Source organism: Niallia taxi, from assembly GCF_032818155.1.
Taxonomy (GTDB): domain Bacteria; phylum Bacillota; class Bacilli; order Bacillales; family Cytobacillaceae; genus Niallia; species Niallia taxi_A.
In genome coordinates this window covers 485,171-500,893 of sequence record NZ_CP102589.1, presented here as the reverse complement: position 1 = coordinate 500,893, position 15,723 = coordinate 485,171, and the positions used below count along the sequence as shown (strand labels likewise).

General features: G+C 37.6%; 15 protein-coding genes. 3 read left to right on the top strand and 12 right to left on the bottom strand.

The window, feature by feature from the left end:
- Positions 1–195: 195 nt before the first annotated feature.
- The 6 genes from cstA to NQZ71_RS02565 all read right to left on the bottom strand — a co-directional run bounded on the left by cstA (position 196) and on the right by NQZ71_RS02565 (position 6,370).
- Complete coding sequence (cstA, locus tag NQZ71_RS02590) at positions 196–2,001, bottom strand: carbon starvation protein CstA (RefSeq protein ID WP_144454998.1); 1,806 nt, start codon at positions 1,999–2,001, stop codon at positions 196–198.
- Between the two features lie 191 nt (positions 2,002–2,192).
- The gene (locus tag NQZ71_RS02585) at positions 2,193–2,987 is read right to left on the bottom strand and encodes a tyrosine-protein phosphatase (protein WP_144454997.1); all 795 of its coding nucleotides are present in this window, start codon (positions 2,985–2,987) and stop codon (positions 2,193–2,195) included.
- Between the two features lie 25 nt (positions 2,988–3,012).
- Positions 3,013–3,786: a phosphonate ABC transporter ATP-binding protein gene (gene phnC / locus NQZ71_RS02580; RefSeq protein ID WP_220459891.1), complete on the bottom strand. Its 774-nt coding sequence runs from the start codon at positions 3,784–3,786 to the stop codon at positions 3,013–3,015.
- A gap of 10 nt (positions 3,787–3,796) precedes the next feature.
- Complete coding sequence (locus tag NQZ71_RS02575) at positions 3,797–4,642, bottom strand: PhnE/PtxC family ABC transporter permease (protein WP_317011246.1); 846 nt, start codon at positions 4,640–4,642, stop codon at positions 3,797–3,799.
- A 1-nt stretch (position 4,643) separates the two neighbouring features.
- Positions 4,644–5,441, bottom strand: a complete 798-nt coding sequence (gene phnE / locus NQZ71_RS02570) for a phosphonate ABC transporter, permease protein PhnE (protein ID WP_144454995.1) — start codon at positions 5,439–5,441, stop codon at positions 4,644–4,646.
- Between the two features lie 14 nt (positions 5,442–5,455).
- The gene (locus tag NQZ71_RS02565) at positions 5,456–6,370 is read right to left on the bottom strand and encodes a phosphate/phosphite/phosphonate ABC transporter substrate-binding protein (RefSeq protein ID WP_144454994.1); all 915 of its coding nucleotides are present in this window, start codon (positions 6,368–6,370) and stop codon (positions 5,456–5,458) included.
- A 274-nt stretch (positions 6,371–6,644) separates the two neighbouring features.
- Here NQZ71_RS02565 and NQZ71_RS02560 point away from each other — a divergent pair, with 274 nt between their 5' ends.
- Positions 6,645–7,286, top strand: coding sequence for a GntR family transcriptional regulator (locus NQZ71_RS02560; RefSeq protein WP_164849665.1), 642 nt, complete (start codon positions 6,645–6,647; stop codon positions 7,284–7,286).
- 108 nt (positions 7,287–7,394) lie between these two features.
- On the opposite strand, the gene NQZ71_RS02555 is transcribed toward NQZ71_RS02560, so the two are convergent.
- Positions 7,395–8,111, bottom strand: a complete 717-nt coding sequence (locus NQZ71_RS02555) for a VCBS repeat-containing protein (protein WP_275008164.1) — start codon at positions 8,109–8,111, stop codon at positions 7,395–7,397.
- Between the two features lie 180 nt (positions 8,112–8,291).
- Between NQZ71_RS02555 and NQZ71_RS02550 the strand changes: the two genes are divergently transcribed.
- Positions 8,292–8,852, top strand: a complete 561-nt coding sequence (locus tag NQZ71_RS02550; RefSeq protein ID WP_275008163.1) for a hypothetical protein — start codon at positions 8,292–8,294, stop codon at positions 8,850–8,852.
- A gap of 12 nt (positions 8,853–8,864) precedes the next feature.
- On the opposite strand, the gene NQZ71_RS02545 is transcribed toward NQZ71_RS02550, so the two are convergent.
- The 4 genes from NQZ71_RS02545 to NQZ71_RS02530 form a co-directional block, all read right to left on the bottom strand.
- Complete coding sequence (locus NQZ71_RS02545; protein WP_317011245.1) at positions 8,865–10,271, bottom strand: PQQ-dependent sugar dehydrogenase; 1,407 nt, start codon at positions 10,269–10,271, stop codon at positions 8,865–8,867.
- A 302-nt stretch (positions 10,272–10,573) separates the two neighbouring features.
- Positions 10,574–11,269, bottom strand: a complete 696-nt coding sequence (locus NQZ71_RS02540; protein WP_144454988.1) for a response regulator transcription factor — start codon at positions 11,267–11,269, stop codon at positions 10,574–10,576.
- 15 nt (positions 11,270–11,284) lie between these two features.
- Positions 11,285–12,736 (bottom strand): sensor histidine kinase, encoded by a 1,452-nt coding sequence (locus NQZ71_RS02535; RefSeq protein WP_275008158.1) that lies wholly within the window; start codon positions 12,734–12,736, stop codon positions 11,285–11,287.
- Between the two features lie 69 nt (positions 12,737–12,805).
- Positions 12,806–13,774, bottom strand: coding sequence for a DUF4822 domain-containing protein (locus NQZ71_RS02530; RefSeq protein WP_275008156.1), 969 nt, complete (start codon positions 13,772–13,774; stop codon positions 12,806–12,808).
- A gap of 237 nt (positions 13,775–14,011) precedes the next feature.
- Here NQZ71_RS02530 and NQZ71_RS02525 point away from each other — a divergent pair, with 237 nt between their 5' ends.
- Positions 14,012–14,299 (top strand): nitroreductase family protein, encoded by a 288-nt coding sequence (locus tag NQZ71_RS02525; protein ID WP_342487218.1) that lies wholly within the window; start codon positions 14,012–14,014, stop codon positions 14,297–14,299.
- A gap of 107 nt (positions 14,300–14,406) precedes the next feature.
- Here the strand turns inward: NQZ71_RS02525 and NQZ71_RS02520 are convergent, their stop codons facing one another.
- On the bottom strand, positions 14,407–15,645 hold the full coding sequence (locus tag NQZ71_RS02520) for a TerD family protein (RefSeq protein WP_144454985.1): 1,239 nt from the start codon (positions 15,643–15,645) through the stop codon (positions 14,407–14,409).
- Positions 15,646–15,723: the final 78 nt, after the last annotated feature.

Here is a 15,723-nt window from a genome sequence, read left to right as displayed (position 1 = left end):
TTATAATTCTGCTTTTTCTTGAAAGCACTATTTCCTATCTTAACTAGAAAGGTTTACTGATTACCCAATTATTTAGATGTCTAAATAATAGACATCTAAATAATAACAGAACGTTTCTTCTTCGGCAATTAATTTAGACTACTCTCTTTTAAATAGGAGAGACTGCGGCAAAACGCCTGCAGTCTCTCCTAAAAATTATGCAGAAAGATATTTATCTCCTCTTAAGCTGGGAGTTTTCCAAATTTCGACCCACTTCTTAATTGCCGCAATTACGATAATTATTCCAAGAATGAGCATAATGATCGACAATACTCCGTTTACTACATTATATCCTGCAGCATCTGGATTTAAATATACGTTTGTAATCATCCAATAACCCGCGACATTAACTGTTACAAATAGATACGCTAGCGGGATGAGACAAGTAAGGATATAGCTGCGCTTATCAGCTATTTTCAAAATGACTGTTGCTCCCACAATCAAGCCGATAGATGCCATCAGCTGGTTAGAAACACCAAAGAGTGCCCAAACTGAGCCAATATCTCCAGAGAACAGCAAGTAACCCCATGCAAGACATGCTAACGCGCTTGCAAATATATTGCCAGGCAACCAATCGACGCGTTTTAACGGTTTATATACCTCACCAAAGAAATCCTGAATCAAATAACGCGCTACACGCGTCCCTGCATCAATAGCTGTTAAAATGAAAACTGCCTCAAACATAATCACAAATTGGAAAAAATGCGGTGCAAGATTATCAAACCAAGGAATGCTCGTAAAAATATAGGTCATTCCAACAGCTAAGGAAACAGCTCCACCAGTTCTGCCTTCTAAGTCTAAACCGATTTCCTGGCTAAGCTCAGGCAAATGGACTGCGGACATACCAAGAGTTTTAAATACTTCTGGTGTTGAGTTAATGGCAAAATAATCGCCTGGCTGTAAGGAAACAGCTGCAATTAAAGCCATAACAGCAACTAAACATTCAACAAGCATACCACCAAAGCCGACAATTTTTATATCCTGCCAACGGTCGAGCATTTTCGGGGTTGTTCCAGAACCAACAAAGGCATGGAAACCAGAAATCGCTCCACAGGCAATCGTAATGGAAATGAATGGCCAAACCGGACCAGCAATAACAGGGCCGCCGCCATGTATAAACTCTGTGAAAGCAGGCATTTGCACATCAGGATTTATAATAAAGACACCAATAATCAACGCAATAAACACACCGATTTTCATAAAGCTGCTTAAATAATCCCTTGGTGCTAGCAACAGCCATACTGGCAGTGCAGCTGCAAAGAAGGCATAGATTGGCAGAATAACTGCTAATGTTTTAGAATCAAAGGTCAAGAATTCTCCTAACGCAGTTTCTTGAATGGATGGACCGATAAAAACACCAATCATAAGAAGAATAAAACCAACTGTACTGGCAAGCTTCAAATTTCCTGTCTTTTTATAAAATAGGCCAACACCCATCGCAATCGGAATTGTAATCCCTACTGCAAACGTTCCCCATGGGTTGCGCTCAAGAGCATGAAGTACAACCATTGATAGGCCAGCCATCGTAATCGTAATGATGAACAGCATTGCAAGTCCTGTACAAAAGCCAGCAACAGGACCCAACTCTTCCTTCGCTACTTCGGAAAGAGATTTTCCCTTCTTGCGCATGGATGCGAAAAGAACAACAGCATCATGAACAGCCCCTCCAATTACTGCCCCAATTAACAGCCAAAGCAATCCTGGCAGATAGCCAAACTGCGCAGCAAGAATTGGACCGACAAGCGGACCAGCTGCAGCAATCGCCGCAAAATGGTGGCCAAACGTAACCCATTTATTCGTCGGCACATAATCCTTTCCATCATTGAGCTCATGAGCCGGGGTCTTTTTTCGTTCCTCCATTTCCTTCAGCTTTAACACTTTAGCAGCCATGAAGGTACCATACAAACGATATGCAATCATTAAGAAGCACATCGTTCCAATTACAATTGTAATTGCATTCATTACGTTTCAACCTCCTTTGATTATTACTTTCACATGCATATACAGCCTAATTGTAAACGTTTCCAAATAGCTTTTCAATATCGTATATTGTCATATTTTAGGTCACAGGACAAACGGGCACTAAGTCCTAATAAGACAGAATAACTACACACAAAAAAAGAGCCCTTCACGAGACTCTTTTTAGAAAACTTTTATTCCAGCCATAAATTTTGTAAAGCAGTACGCTTTTCAGTAGTTAAGTTTAATTCCTTTTCGAAGTAAGTATCTAAATCTCCATAGGTTTCCTCAATAACTGTAAATACCGCTTGCAAATATTCCTCTTTAGCTGCCATCATGGCATCAAATAACTTAATCTGCTCTTCTGTCAGCTTGCCTGACAGCTCTGCTTTTATCATTTCCTGAAATTCACGCAACGTCTCGTTTGTTATTAAATAGTCTTCTATTACTACCTCTTTTGGAACACCTAATGCTGAAAGAATAAGCGCTGCTCCAACTCCAGTTCTATCCTTGCCTGCTGCGCAATGATGGAGAATCCCCATATTTTCTGGATCTTGAATGACTTCAAATAACCTGCTGTATGAACGACTATTCAGTGCCATTTTTCCATACATATCAGCTAATCCAATTGTTTTAAGATCCTTGAATAACTCACTTTTCACCAAGTCCTCCATTGATTGGACAAGCCCCTGTACCTCTCCTGCAATAGCAGGTATTCTCTCGTTAATAACACCTGCAATAACAGGATCCGGTTTCACTAAAGCTTCACCATCATCCCGATAGTCAAATATATACTTTATGCCCAGTGAACTAAACATTTCTTTATCTTTATCAGTCATGCCTGTCAATTCAGCTGAACGGTAAAAAACTCTATACTTCACTGTCCGACCATCTATTGTTTTATAGCCACCCATATCACGGAAATTACGAATTCCTTCAAACGGTATAATTCTGCTTTTTGTGCTTGCTACCAAACCTTGATTTTCCATTTATTTACACCCTTTCATTTTGTGCTTAATTGGCTGACTCATACATTTCTTGCTCTTTTCCCTCATAAAGATATTCAATCATTTCCTCCGTTAATTCACTTGCCTGACCATCAAAGACAATGGTGCCTGCTTTTACTGCCACGATTCTTGTTGCATATCTTTTGGCAACATCAACTTGATGGAGATTTACTAAGCAGGCAATACCTTGCTCCTTGCAGTTTTTATAAATAGCATCCATTACAACAGCTGATGATTTTGGATCCAATGAGGCGATTGGTTCATCCGCCAAGATAAGCTCTGGATTTTGTGCCAAGGCACGGCAAACACCTACACGCTGTTTTTGCCCTCCGGAAAGCTCATCGGCCCGCTTATAGATTTCTGCTTCTAACCCAACCTTCTCTAGCAACATGATTGCTTCCTGCTTATCCTCTTCCTTATAACGGTTAAACACTCCAGCAACTGAGCCCATATAGCCTAATCGTCCGTGAAGAACATTTTCAAGGACACTTGATCGATAAATCAAGTTATAATGCTGAAAAATCATGCCCATCTTTGACCTAATTTTTCTCAGTTCGCTTTTATTCGCCTTTTCTATTCGCTGATCAAGAAATTCAATAGAACCTTCTGTCGGTTCAATTAAACGGTTAATACTGCGAAGTAACGTCGATTTACCAGCACCACTTGGTCCAATTACAGCAATAAATTCACCCTTTTTCACTTCCAGGTTAATATCCTTTAATGCCAGTGTGCCGCCATTATATCGTTTTACTAGATTCGTAACTTTAAGAATGCTATCCATCATATTCCTCCTAATGTGACATGCGTCTGCGAATTTGGTTTGTCATAAATTCAAGTGTAAACATTGTAATAAACACCATGATTATACCTAGACTAAGACTGCTAAAGTCATAGAAGGAGATATATCCTTGAATTAACAGCCCTATACCGCCTGCACCTACCATGCCTAAAATAACAGATTCAGCTACGTTCATTTCAAATCGGAAAGCAGTAATTGCCAAAAAACTAGTAAAAAGTGTCGGAATCAAGCCTCTAAAAACAATATGCCACCATGTAGCACCAACTGATTGCAATGCTTCAATCGTTTCTTGGCCTACTTCCTCAATCTGGGCCGAAAAGGATTTTACTAAATAAGAAAGTGTTGGAAAGATAAGACCTAACACACCCGCCATTGTCCCAAATCCAATGCTTGCTACAGCAATTAAAACCCATACAGTAGCAGGAATAGCGCGTATTATCATAAATAAAAATCGAAGCAGCATCCCGAAATATTTATTTGGGGTCGTATTTCTCGCCGCGAGAAAGGAAAGGACGACAGCAAGTAATATGCTAAGTACAAGACTCAGAAACGCTGTTACTAAGGAAACAACCATTTCACTTGCCAGCTCAGGAAGTTCAGCAAATGATAGTTGCATCATCATCTCTAGAACTGACGGGATTCTAGCCACTCCCGCCTGAAATTGGGTAAAGCTTAAATCTATCTGCATAAAACAAATGACAAACAGTATTCCAGCCGTAATGAAGAAGTATTGCTGTTGCCGTCTTGTTTGTTTATGGGCAATCGGAATTTTTTTCTTCGCAAAAGCTTTTTCTTTTACTAATACTGTTTCAGGGACAGGCATTTGACCTTTTGACATTTTAAATTAATCTCTCCCTTACCCGGTTTGTCACATACTCCACCATTAATATCAGTATGACCATAATAGCGATGACTGTAGATGTTTTTCCATATTGAAACAAGTCCATCGTCTGCTTCAAAATACTTCCCATGCCGCCCGCTCCAACAAGTCCAAGAATGGCAGAAGCCCGAATATTTATTTCAAACATAAAAAGTGTCCATGAATAAAAGCTCGGCAGGAATTGGGGCATAATCCCATGCTTTATTTTTTGAAGATAAGAAGCACCACAAGCATCCAGTGCCTCCACACCCTCTTTATTCAACTCTTCAATTGATTCTGCATATACCCGAGCTAAGAAGCTTGTCCCAAACAAGACTAAAGCGAACAGTCCTGGCATTGTTCCGACTCCAAATATTACGACCAATATAGATGCCCAGACTAGAAAGGGAATATTCCGCAGAAATGCAATTATCCCTCTGAAAAATATCCGAACAGCCGGATGTGGTGTTGTGTTATGTGCCATGCAAAACCCAATGACTATTCCCAGCAGTGATGATAAACTTGTCGTTACTACCGCAAAGATAAGGGTATCAACTACTGGTCCAATATATGTGTCCAAATCAGATATATTCGGAGGGAAAAAATCAGTAAACAAAAAGTGGAAGAATATAGGCATACTCTGTATAAGCTCAAATATATCCATTTCCACGAACCAAATTGAAAACAAAATCAGGAGGGCAAAGAAAATAACAGACAAGCTGGCTTTCATCCTGCGCATTTCAACGGCATTCATGGAAGGTTTATTGCGTGCTGACATTAAATTCTCCTCCCTTAGTTCTCCAATAACTGCTCTGGACTTAAATTAAGCATTTCAGCAATATCCCGCAACTCGTCATAGTCACTATCATTTGCTTCTACAAATTTGGCGTCCTCTGTGCCTAAAATTGCCTTGAAGTAATTAGAATCATCATAGCTTAATAAAAACTCCGTTATTTTGTCTTTCGTTTCCTGATCTAAACCACCTCTTACAGCAAATGGTGCTCCAACCGGTATCGGTTCAGACTCTGCAATCACACGGTACGAATCCTTTTCAATAACTCCTTTTTCCTCAAGCATGGCAGGAATCATCGCTGAAACACCAGCAGCATCATATTGCCCGCGAACTACACCGATAAGTGCTTTGTCATGCCCTCCAGCAAATTGCACGCTTTTGAAAAATTTACTTTCCAGTTCTTCTACGTCCATATTCAGTTCTTTTAAAATAGTTGATTTAGGCAGCAAATGCCCTGTTGTAGATACTGGATCAGCAAACCCGATTGTTTTTCCCTTTAAATCAGCAAGAGATTGGATAGTTGAATCTTTTGGGACAACAATAACTGATGGAGCTTGTCCCTCCAATGCCGGGTTGCTTAAATTAGCAATAAGCTCTGCCCCCGCTCTTTCCTCTGCAACTATGTAGGAAAATGGTCCAAACATAGCCATATCTGCTTTATTATTTTTCATCGCTTCAATTGCAGCATTATAACTATTGGCTTGGTATGCCTCTACATCCATACCGATTTTTTCAGAAAGTTCCTTTTCAAAATTACTATACGTTTTTTGCATTTGTTCATCTGTCTCCTGAGGGAGATATGCAATAACAAATTTACTCTGCTTTGCCGAACCTGATGAACTGCTTGTTCCACAGCCAGCTAAAATCCCCGTTGCAATAAGCATCATTATTAAGAACGAAAGAAGTTTTTTCATTATTTCCTCCTGAAATTATCAATTTTTTTCTTATAGCTGATTCACTTCTAGTTACAAGGGTTTACACAATAATAGCTTGTTTTGAAAAGAGTACCTCCTTAGAATCCAACTTGTATACAACTTGAGTGCAAGATAAGAATAACGCTTAAACGTAAACTCCATATTAAGGATTTTTAAAGTTCATGTAAGTAAATTGCTTTGCTTTTGTTTGTTGCGGATGGGTAGAGTATCAGGTAAGATAAGTGTGCAATCCTATTTGAAAGGAAATGGAAATATGTCCTCCTTAGTTGACATCGCCTACAGCAAAATAAGGGAAAACATCATGACTGGAATCTATATGCCTGGATCCCTTTTGTCAGAAAATGAACTCGCTCAATTGCTCAATATGAGTCGCACACCTATTAGAGGTGCTATATCTCGGTTAGAATCAGAGGGATTTGTTTCCTCTTTAAAAAATAGAGGTTTATTCGTAAAGGAAATCTCTTATAAAGAAATCTTAGATGTAATGGAAGTATTCCTATTTTTGGAGGAGTATTCCGTAGACTCTGTTATAGAAAAGGGCCTCATATATAACATAGAAGAACTAAACAAACACTTAGAACAGCAGCTTGATGCAGAAAAAAAGGATGATTATCCTGCATATGTACAATCTTCCATGATGTTCACTCGCAGTATGATAACATCTGCCAATAACCAAACAATGCTGCAAATAATGGATTCTGTTAAGGACAAGCTCATCCATTTCGGTATAGTTAATTGGAAGCTGACACCACACCAAAAGCATTACTCTGCCAACCTATTAAATAAAGCCATTTATGAAGCGGTTTGTGCAGAAGACTATGTGGAGGTCAAGCGTTTATGCAAGGAAGCCTATTTGCGTAACCGGGAACGGTTCATTCGGTCTGGAATACAATGATAAACCTAACAGCCGTCACGATTAAAGTCAGCGGCTGTTTATTTTTCTGGGAATAAAAAAAGAAAAGCTGCTCGGAGCTTCTCTAAACAAATGCGAAAAACCAAATTTTTAATAACCAAAAACAGCTACATACTGATTCTGTAAAACAAATCTGTTTTCTGACCATCCTAACGTATTTAAAACATAACCTAAGGAATCTGCATTATATCGTCCAGCAACTTTTTGATAGGCTAATAGTTCATATACACCATTCGCATCAAAATCAACTGGATATAAACCACTTAACGGGTTTACAAAACCGGTAATTGGGCTTTTAAGTCTGCCGTTTTGCTCATAAATTTCATTTAGGTAATCTGCATCTCTTGCCGAAATATCTATTATATATTTTTTATTATTAATCTTGCTGACAACCTTCACTTTGTAATTGTCTTGATACGTAACCTCATACTGATATTGCTCATTATATACATTCGCATCAAATAATAACCGCACTGTATTTCCCACAAATGAATAAATATAATGATACATTATTCCGCCGCTGCCGCCTGTCGCAATACTTATGAAAATATCATCTACGCCATTTCCAGTAAAATCCCCTAAAAAAATTGTAGGATTATAACCGGCATTTTCGCGAAGCGGTACACTTTGTATATTTCCAGTTTTCCCATCTTGGATATGGAGAGTAATATTCTGAACAAAAGGACTAGCTGAAGTTTTCACTCCCGTTAAGTAGACATTATCAAGAACTCTATCACCAGTTACATCACCACGTGCAATTGAAATTACACCTGGCTGATTACTAACGGTTCGATAATAATTATTCATAACATTCCCCTTTTCACGGTGATTTCCCTTAACAGACATTCTATGATGGTTAATACCGACAAGAGCCTGTATGGATAAAATAAAACCAAGCAGTCCAGCTTAGGGCCTGCTTGGTTTTATTAATATTACTATCCCCGCTTCTATATACTGTAAGAAAGCAGTTAGAATGAGGTGAAAAAAATGTATTTATTCAATGCTATTTCCACTGAGATCCAGCTAGCTCAAAAAACCTTCACTACTAAACATACAAAAACGAAAAAGCTTATATTAGGTTCGATTTTCGCTTGTTTTGCAGCTATCTTTCAGTCTGCTGGCGGCTTTTTTCCAGGTATAGGGTATGTTTTAAGCCCCCTTGCCACAGCACCTATTTTGTTATATGTCATGCTTTCCGTTCCATTTGGAGCAATGGTCTTTTTTCAAGCAATAATATTGTTATTTATCCTGCAGCCAACCGAACTAATTGTGTTTCCTTTTACAACAGGGTTATTAGGACTTGGTATCGGGCTGTCCTTTTACCTCTTCAAGTCAAGATTAAGTATTATTGCCGCTGGAGCTTTTTCTTTAACATTAGGAATTAGCATATTACTGTATATTTTACGCTTTCCCATTTTAGGGCCGGCCTTCTCTAATTCCTTCTCACTACTTACAATTGGAATAATCTTTATCTTTTCTTTCCTATACAGCTGGTTATGGGTTGAAATTGCGTTACTGATATTTAAAAGATTAAGAGGAATTTACTAGCTAAATCTCCATTCATGGCACTATTTCGAAAATGGTCCCTTGGTTATAATCTGTCACTTTCATAGAACCAAAAACACCTAAATATAATTTAGTTTGATTAAGATTTGCTCCTAAACTAACATAATATGCTGATTGTGTGCCAAAATCATAATCAGCATTAATCACGCTAAAGTCGTTTTGTTTACCGTCTCGTTTTAAAGACGTATATGCTAAAGTCCCTCTTTTTGGTTCTGAATCCTTCCGCACAACATCGGTAAAAATCACTTTTCCTGTTAAACCAGGAATGTCACTGCCAAGATATGGCTGAATGCCCGTAAGTGCTGTTCCACTAAACTTATCAGGTCTGGCATCATCATGAAAGTAGCTTGTTAAAGGCTGAAGGCGATGCCCTGAAAGTGCTATTGCTTCATTATAAAAAGCAGATATTTTCTGATCTAACGCTGGATTATTACTACAATCTCTTATGATTGCTGTAGGAAAATCACCTTCCCACCCTCGCCAGCCAAGGTTTATCAATCCTTTTTGGTTAAGCTTTGCATTCATATCATATGCTTTAACAATCTGAGTAACTGGTATTGGCCTATAATGATTGAAAGCAAAAATTGACTCGACTAATTCTTGCCCGACATTTCCTGTATATTTAATGTACTGATTATAAACCTTTTGAAATGAAATGCCTGTTATATTTCTAACCCCCTTCGCCATCACTGTGAGCAATTCCTGACTGGCTGGGGGCAGCTCATTAAAACGAGTAACTATAGGTGGGTTATTAGTGTGGGTATTCTTTCTAACATCTATTTCTATTATCTTACCGGCAATCTCCATATCATCCTGACTTAAATTAAATGGATCATAGCCTGATCCACCATCTCCATTTGTAAAAACTAGCTTCCCGGTTTCAGGGGAAAAATTCAAACTGTTTACACCATTATGATTCGAAAAAGGTCTTCTTAAGCTAAGCAGTGTCCGCAGTTTTTTTGGATGCCCATTTGACTGTAATCCCCATTCTTCAACCGTATCAATATGATCATAGTGAGATTCTCTATTTGTCCATCTCAAATTCAATGTTTTAGGATTACACGGATCTGGCTTAAAATCTTTAGGCTGTACACCTGATCCTTGTGAACCAGCCATAGAATAATGAAGATAAAACAAACCATTATGAAAAAAGTCAGGGTGAAACGCAAGTCCCAATAAGCCCCGTTCATCATATCCACCTTGAGAACCCAATTTAATAACCTGCAGACTAATATCTAAAAAAGTCCTTATTTCCTCCTCATCCACATAAAAAATTTCGCCCACCTGTGTAGCAATAAATAATCTCTCAACAGAATCACCTGGAAGTACAGCTGTTTTCAACACAGTAGGTAAATTAATCTTACTTACAATCGGGCGCAACCCAACATTAACCTTTTTCACTGCTTCGACCTCCTCCTCATTCTTTTATAAGAATATGTTTGGAGTTGTTTTATAAGTACGGAATTAGTACAATGGGGAACCTGCTTAGGATAGATGTCTTTAAGATAGAATTAATAAACCGAGATATTTCCCTTTCATAATAAAAAAATTTGGAAAACAGGGATGATGGATTATCTTCCCCGTTAATATTAAGTAAAAATAAAGAAGAGTTCGATTCCAAATCGAACTCTTCTTTATATGACAAACAATGCTTTATACCAATTCTTCTTGCTAAAATGTTTCATGTGAAACTTTTTTTGCCTTTAGCTATTAAACCGATATCCACTTCCCCATATTGTCTCTATAGGTGACTCTGACAATTTTCCCTTTTTTAATTTTTCTCTAATCCTTCCAACGTGGACAACGACTGTAAAAACATCACCATCTAAATCATCCATATACCAAACTTGCCGAAAAAGCTGCTCCTTTGTCCAGACACGATCAGGATGCTCCATAAAAAACACGAGTAAATCAAATTCCTTTGTCGGGAAGATAAACTCCTGTCCTAAAATGAATACTTTGTGTGCTCCCTTATCTATTAAGATATTTTTCTTCTCTATTATTTCCTGTGATTGTCCGCTGCCTGTTAGTAGTTTAAACCTTTTGATATGTGCCTGCACTCGCGCAACAAGTTCACTTGGACTAAATGGTTTTGTCATATAATCATCTGCACCTAACCCAAGTCCTCTTATTTTATCAATATCTTCCTTTTTAGCTGAAACAATCATTAGGGGGATATTTTTCTTCTCACGAATCCGTCGACAGATTTCAAAACCATCAATTGAAGGAAGCATTAAGTCAATGACTATTAAATCATATGGCTCATTTAATGCCCTATTTACCCCTGCTAATCCATCTGTTTCAATCTCAGCTACCATTTGATGTATCTCCAAATAATCCCTTTGTAATTCGGCAATACTTACATCATCTTCTATGATTAATATTCGTGATGGCACCATTAATTGACACCTTCCTTAGGCTCTTGCGAGTATTATTGTCACTTTAGTGCCATAATGTAATTTACTTTGAATTTCCACATGGCCTTGATGTTTTTCAACGATTTGCTTCACAATGGCAAGCCCTAAACCGCTACCGCCTGTTGTAAATGTGCGCGCTTCCTCTCCACGGTAAAAATGATCAAATACATAGGGAAGTTGAGACTCCGCAATTCCCTGCCCATTATCCGATACATGAATCTCTAGCCTATCTGCATTTGCCGTAACTTCTAATGTTATACATAAAGGTTCATCAGTCTTTTTAAACTTTAAGCTATTTTCGAATAAATTATTAATAGCCCTGTTCATTTGCATACGATCAATTGAAGCATACATATCCTCACGTACATTTATCTGAAACTGAACAGCTCTGTTGTCCAATTTAAATTCCTCTGACATATGTACAAGAAATTTCTCCAGCTGTATCCGCTCAAAATAGAAAGGGACAGCTTCCGCATCGAGTTTAGAATAAAGAAACAGCTCTTCAATTAAACGATTTAATGCAATCGATTTTGAATGTATTGTCTGTAAATACTTTTCCTGCTTTGCAGGCGTATCAGCAATCCCCTCCTGCAAGCCTTCAATATAACCAATAATGGAGGTAATTGGTGTTTTTAAATCATGAGAAATGCTTGCAACTAACTCCTTTCGATTATTTTCAAGATTCTGCTGCTCTTGGATAGAGGCTAACAGTGTTGTGCGCATACTTTCAAAATTAGCTGTCAGCTGCTGGACTTCCTTTGCTGTATTGGCAGGTAAAGCTGGTGTTTTGCTTTGCAGATTTTCCCCACGCAATTCAGACATAAACTGTCCTAAATTTTCTAAAGGCTTAATAATTGTCCTATGCAAAAGCTGGTTTAAAAAAAGCATTGCTGTGATTGAAACAAGAATAATGACGATACTAATCGTAATTCCCCATTTAGTAAAAAACTCTAAAAGGTTATTTTCCTTTTTTAAGACAAGAATGCTTCCCTTTGACAGATCACTATAATAAAAATCAAATTTTATGTAACGATACATTCTGCCTGCATTATCTATCGTTCCTTTTGTTTCAATATTATTCGTATCAAAAACTGGAAAATGAACAACAAGAGATTTCTCTACTAAGCCTTTTGAATAATATAAAATACTATCATCATGACGAATGACAACACCAAGTGACTTCTTCTCCATTTTTTGTAAATCAGTGGCCGTGCCTTTCTCTAAAAGTTTATCTGGATTCGTCTTCGCAATATTGCGCAGCTCCACATAAGCAAGCTCCTCTTCAGGACTTAAGGAGCGTTGCTTTGTAAAGGTTTGATACCATGTTTTAGGCGTTGGTACTGTACCTGTTGTCACATAAAAAACAATGCAGAGAATGGCAAGAATGGAGACACTTGCTATAACAATACCACCTATATATGAAGTTAAAAATCGATTTTTTATGGTCATCTTAGTCTCCTTTTTTCCATTTATAAAGGAGATTCCTTACTATTTTCAAGTAAGGAGTTTTCTACTTACTTATAAGCTAAAAACTGGTGTTAATTCTCCCTTATATGGCTCATGCTCCACAAAGATGGTAATATCATTTCCGTCCGCATCCTTACCAACACGTTTATATGTGAATTTATTTTGATTTAGCTCTGTAAGCTCCAATGCTGCACCATATTTATTTTCACCAATAGACATATGTGCACGAATTTTATTGTTATTAATTACATTAAAGTAACCATAATCACCTCGGCTCTCACCTGTTTCTAAAGAAAAGAACTCATATTGATTCGTATCCTTATCGAACTTAGCAAGACTAATATAGTTCTCATTATACATTGTGACATCATTTCCTTCTTCATCAATTGCCTTTGTTCCTTGCCATAAACTAGAACCAAGGATGTTATCCCCATCCTCATCAGTTAAAATCTCCCCTGTAGAAGCATTTAAAGGTTGATCAGCTGTGGTAAAGCTTAAATTATTGTCAGCAAAAGGTATATGCTCCACAAAAACCTCAATATCATTATTTTTCGCGTCTTTTCCCATTCGTTTATACGTAAACATATCCTCGTCTAATTCTGTAATTTCGACAACCGCTTGATAATTCATCGTCTTGGAAATGAGTATGCGTTTCATTCCGTCATTTGTCATAAAGAACGTTCCTTCATCACCACGTGTCTCTCCTGTTTGAGCATCAAAAAATTCATAGTGCCCAGTCTCTGCATCATATTTTGCTAAACCGATAAAACCAGTATTTTCTTTTGTAAGGTCATTATTATCTTTATCATAAACACGAGTACCCTGCCAGTTTGTACTGCCTAATATATTCGCCAGTTTTTGGCCATTTGTCAGTTTTTGTTCTGCACTTTCCTCAACTGCCTGTTGAGTCTCAAGCGATGTCCTTTCCCCTGCCTCCTTATTTGTTGTATTACCGCATGCTGCCATTAAAGTGATTGAACCAGCCAAAGTTAGTGCTGTCATTAAGAACTTCTTATTCATTAATTATCTCTCCTTTATGATTTGCTTACTTTTATTTTAGAGACAATAACTAAACTCCATATATCACAAATATAAACAAACTATAAATTCGGGCATGGTTTTAAAAAAAAACAGTTCCCCCAAGAATCAATACTTAAAATACTGGATGAAGCTACCTGGGCCCATAATACAAGCGAGACAAAACAAAAATTATCGCAAGCTCTTAATAAAGAAAACAATCAACAATAAAAGGCAACTATTGCTCACTCCTCAGTTTGTTTAATCATTACGTCAAAAATGAGTCAGGATGTACATATCACGAATGAAGATTTTGCCGCTGTTTGTTGCTATATTCAAAATATACAACTACTTGCATGGGCAAATCAGATTGGCATGACCTGGCATCTTGAAGACTTTCAAGATATCCATTCTTTAATTGAGCTTCAGCAAGATGAAAGAATTGCAGGCATACTTTGCCTCGGTTATTTTACCGAACTTCCGAAAAAGACATTCGTAAATGTTGAGAGTCAAATTGCTACATGGTAATGGTCGAGCTTCATATATAGTAAAAAAGCAACACAATAAAGGCATATTCCCTTTGTTGTGTTGCTTTCTTTTACGTATAGATGTAAAAGTGAGTCATCATTTCTAATCTACTTATAATCATTAACTGGTCCCTCATCCATTAGAACTTCTACCATACCTGAATACCCCATCCTAAGTTTCGGTCTATACTCTGAATTAGGCATACTATAAAGCTCCAGTGGACTTATAATAACTCCATCTTGCGTATTTTGAAGAATTCCAGGCACACACGAATAGATTCTGTCATTATTATTAGCGTTTTTGGATGTAATGGTAACAGATGTTCCATTATGATTATCTATACTCATAGATACCTTATATCTGTAGAAGGAGCCTGTTCCATTGGACTGAGCAGAATAAACAACAGGCACAACGGCGAGGATATCATCATTTAATCTTAGTTTTATAACCTCTGTCTTAGTTGATGTACTGTTTCTCCCTACATCACCCATATGCTCCACTGCTCCATTTCCATAACTTCGGAGTGGTGGTACACCTCTCGCACCAAACATAGCTACATCAACCTGCATACCATTCTTGGTATAAACTAAAGCGTAAATATCATAATCTGTCCCTGTCTTCCAAGAAACCGTAGCAGTAATTTCAGGTGTTTTATCAATGATAACGGGCTTTTGTCCTTTGTCGAGGCTTACCTTCCCTTTTACCTTTTCAAGGCTTATCGTTGCAAATGTGTTTTTTCCATCGTTGCTTTTTTCAAGAGCCGTATCTGCAGCAAGCGTTTGTGTAGGAATACTTATAGGTTCAGACGGCTTATTTTGTTCTTCAGGTTCAACTTCAACACCATAATTTATACATAATCCTTCAAGCCCCGAATCAAACCCACGCCAAATGGATCTAACCTTTGTCTGACTGTTCCTTACATATAACTCTAATACTACAATTCCATTTTCACTTGTAAAACTAGACGGTGTTAATTGAATAATAGTATCATCTGCAGTTACCTCTGCCTTTAAATTTTTCACATTTGAGAATCCAGTATTATTATCCTCTGTAAGAGTTATCGCTATTTTAGTTATACCTTCCGGTGCTCTACTCATATCAAAATTAAGTTCATGGATTTTTTGGTTTCCTATTTGCTCTGCAGGTATTAAGTTCGCTACACCAGTAGTACTATTTGGCTGATTATAAAATATAATCCCGTTATCTCCTTGTACCTTATCTAAATCAGTCAGCAGAAATGCTGTTAAAGAAATATCTATTTTATTGGAAGCTTCGTAGCTAACCGTAACCTTTCCCCTTGAAGAACTTAAAGCTGCATTTGCCCCCATTTGAAGAAACTGACTCATTTAAACTCCTCCTTGTATTAATCGCCTAACTTTTTTATATACAACAAAAACTAACTTATTTAGAAAAATTCTCCTTCT